The sequence below is a fragment of the Streptomyces niveiscabiei genome (genome assembly GCF_001419795.1).
Lineage (GTDB): Bacteria > Actinomycetota > Actinomycetes > Streptomycetales > Streptomycetaceae > Streptomyces > Streptomyces niveiscabiei.
Map to the genome: position 1 here is coordinate 1 of NZ_LIRL01000521.1, position 3,184 is coordinate 3,184.

Sequence of the window (3,184 nt, forward strand, 5' to 3'; positions counted from 1 at the left end):
GCCCGCCCGCCCCCGGTCGAGCCACAGGTCGCTGGAGCCCAGGCCCTGCGAGAGGGAGACGGTCAGGAGGAACGGCTCGTCGAACCGGCGGATGCCCAGCAGGGGGCGCCCTTCGGGGTCCGGGACGAGGTCGAGGAAGCCGGGCATGGTGGAACCTTTCATCAGGTGAGGAGGCGTCTACAGGGGCGTCCGGGCCAGCGCGGCGAGCCGCACGTCCCGGTCGCGCCCCAGATGCGCGGCGACTTCACGGCGCGCCGCCCGCGGATCGTGCTCCCGTACGGCCCGCAGGATGCGCTCGTGCTCCGCGTGCGTGATCTCCCTGTTCCCCGGTGCCGACGGCTCCCGGTCGAACAGCCGCATCTGGGTCACGAGCCGCTCCAGCAGCCCCGCGATGGTCGTGTTGTGGCCGGACAGCCACAGCGCCTCGTGGAAACGGGCGTCGGCGGCGCCGATCTCACCGGGCTCGCTCCGCTCGGCGAGCAGGCGATGGTGGTGCGCGAGCCGCGCCAGGTCGAGGTCGGTGCGGCGCAGCGCTGCGGACGCGGCGGCGGCCGACTCCAGGGCGATCCGCGCCTCGTGGATCTCCAGGATGTCCTCCGCGGTGACCGCCCGGACCCGGTAGCCGCGCGCCACCCGCTCGACCAGACCGTCCTGTTCGAGCCGGCCCAGAGCGTCCCGCACCGGCGTACGCGACACCCCGTACCGCGTGCTCAGTGCCGTCTCCAGCAGCGGACCTCCGGGGTCGAGGGCCCCACTGAGCAGGTCCTCGCGCATCAGCCGGTAGCAGAGGCTCCCCGAGTCCGCGAGCGGCTCGCGCTCCTGCCCGCCGCCCTCGGCCTCCGCCGTGCGCCGCCCCATGGGCACCCCTCCTGTCACGGACCCCTTCTCCCGGCCGAGTTCACCCGGGTATCCGCTTGTATCCGCATGCATACGCACCCACGATGAAGTGTATGAGCCCTCACCGGCAATCCCTCCCGGACCCCCAGGAAACGGTCGACCTGCTGTCGGCGCTGATCCGCAACGCCTGCGTCAACGACGGCACCCCGACCCCGGAGTCCGGCGGCGAGGCACGCACCGCCGACACCCTCGCCGACTACTTCTGCGACTCGGCCGTCGAGACCGAACGCGTCGAACCCGTCCCCGGCCGCGTCACCACCCTCTTCCGCGTCCCCGGACACGACCCGAAGGCCCCCGCGCTGACGCTCCTCGGCCACACCGACGTCGTCCCGGCCGACCCGCGCACCTGGACCCGGGACCCGTTCAGCGGTGACGTCCGTGACGGCATCGTGTGGGGGAGAGGCGCGATCGACATGCTCAACCTCACCTCCGCGATGGCCGTCGTCACCAAGGCCGTCTCCCGTGCGCCGCACCGGCTCGCCGGAGACCTGGTGTTCGCGGCCGTCGCCGACGAGGAGGCCGGCAGCCGCTACGGCGTCGGCTGGATCGCCGAGCACGCCCCCGCCCTGCTGCCCTGGGACCACGCCCTCACCGAGAGCGCGGGCGCCCACGTCGGACCCCGCGCGGTCACGGTCACCGTCGGCGAGAAGGGCGCCTTCCCGCGCCGCCTGCACGTCCGGGGCAGCGCGGGACACGGCTCGATGCCCTGGGGCAGCGACAACGCCGCCCTCCTCGCCGCCGAGGCCGCCCTCAGAGTGGCCCGCCACCGCACCCCGGCCCGCACCGACGAACGGTGGCACGACTTCGTCCACGCCGCCCACCTCCCCGCCGACGTCACCGCCGGGCTCCTGGATCCCGCCACGCTGGACGACTACCTGGTCCACCTCGGCGACAGCGCCCGCTTCGCCCACGCCCTCACCCACCTCACCTTCGCGCCGACCGTCCTGAAGTCCGGTGACAAGCTCAACGTCATCCCCTCCACGGCCGTCGTCGAGGTCGACGTACGCTCCTTGCCGGGCCAGGACGACGACGAGATCGACGCCGAACTCCGCACCGCCCTGGGTGACTTGGCCGACCGCGTCGAGATCGAGCGCCTGTCCCGCCGCACCGCCTCCGCGTCCCCTGCGGGCCGCCTGTACGACGTGATGGGCGCCGCGATCCGCCACCAGCTCCCCGACGCCGAGATCCTCCCCACCCTCACCGCGGGCGGCACCGACGCCCGCTTCGTCCGCGACGCCGGGGGAGTGGCGTACGGCTTCGGCGTGTACGCGCCCGGCTGGGACGTCGGCAAGACCCGCAAGCTCTTCCATGGCGACGACGAACACGTGGACGTCGAGAGCCTCCACCTCACGACTCGCGCACTCGACGAGGTGGTCCGCGTCTTCCTGGGCGGAACGGAGTAGGCGGGCCCGGGCTCTGGACGACGGCCGCACCGGACCCGGCGTCGCGCCCGGGGCGTCTCCCCGCTCAGGCGCCGAGCGCTCAGCTCCCCAGCGCGGCCAGCGCCCGGCGCGTCACATCCTCCGGCGCCGCCGCGATGACACGCTCCAACGCCCCCAGCGACGCCTGGAGTTCGGCGATCGACCCCGCGATCCGCTCCCGCTCCCGGTGCAGATCGGCGACGAGGTCCGGGCACGTCGGCACCAAGCCCTCCGGCGTATCGCGCAGGCACGGCAGGATCGCGCCGATCGTCGCGGTGCTCAGCCCGGCGGCGAGGAGCGAGCGGATACGCCGGACGGTGTCGACATCGTCGTCCGCGTACTCCCGGTACCCGCTGGGCCGCCGCGCCGGACACAGCAACCCCTGCTCCTCGTAGTACCGCAGCAGCCGCTCGTGCACCCCGGTCCTGCGCGACAACTCCCCGATACGCACCGGCGGTTCCCTCTCCGCTTGACTCTCACACCGATGTCAGAGTCTAGCGTCGGGGGCGAACGAGATCGACGCCCTCCCGGAGGAGTACGCACCATGCGAGCAGTGCAGATCGACCACCACGGCGGCCCCGAGGCCCTTACCGTCTGCGAGGTCCCCGACCCGGTCCCGGCCCCCGGCGAGGTCCTGGTCCGGACCGCCGCGAGCAGCCTCAACCCGGTCGACTGGAAGACCCGCGCGTGGGACGTCGGCCCCGCCCTCCCCGCCACCCTCGGCTGGGACCTCTCCGGCACGGTCGTCACCGCGCACGACGCCCCCTTCGAGCCCGGAGACCAGGTCGTCGCGATGTCCGCCCAGATCGCCACAGCCCGCGGCACCTGGTCCGAACTGGTCGCCCTGCCCGCCCACTTGCTCACCC

The 3,184-nt window shown here is 73.5% G+C and carries 4 protein-coding genes; 2 read left to right on the forward strand and 2 right to left on the reverse strand.

What is annotated here, in order from left to right:
- Positions 1–177: 177 nt before the first annotated feature.
- Positions 178–858 carry a GntR family transcriptional regulator gene (locus tag AOK24_RS24780; protein WP_055722285.1) on the reverse strand — a complete coding sequence of 227 codons (681 nt, stop codon included), beginning with the start codon at positions 856–858 and terminating at the stop codon, positions 178–180.
- A 92-nt stretch (positions 859–950) separates the two neighbouring features.
- Between AOK24_RS24780 and AOK24_RS24785 the strand changes: the two genes are divergently transcribed.
- Positions 951–2,300, forward strand: coding sequence for a M20/M25/M40 family metallo-hydrolase (locus AOK24_RS24785; RefSeq protein ID WP_055722286.1), 1,350 nt, complete (start codon positions 951–953; stop codon positions 2,298–2,300).
- Positions 2,301–2,379: 79 nt separating this feature from the next.
- On the opposite strand, the gene AOK24_RS24790 is transcribed toward AOK24_RS24785, so the two are convergent.
- Positions 2,380–2,769 (reverse strand): MerR family transcriptional regulator, encoded by a 390-nt coding sequence (locus AOK24_RS24790; RefSeq protein ID WP_055722287.1) that lies wholly within the window; start codon positions 2,767–2,769, stop codon positions 2,380–2,382.
- A 93-nt stretch (positions 2,770–2,862) separates the two neighbouring features.
- Between AOK24_RS24790 and AOK24_RS24795 the strand changes: the two genes are divergently transcribed.
- Positions 2,863–3,184 (forward strand): alcohol dehydrogenase catalytic domain-containing protein (locus AOK24_RS24795; protein WP_338060952.1); only part of this gene is annotated, 322 nt, incomplete at its 3' end.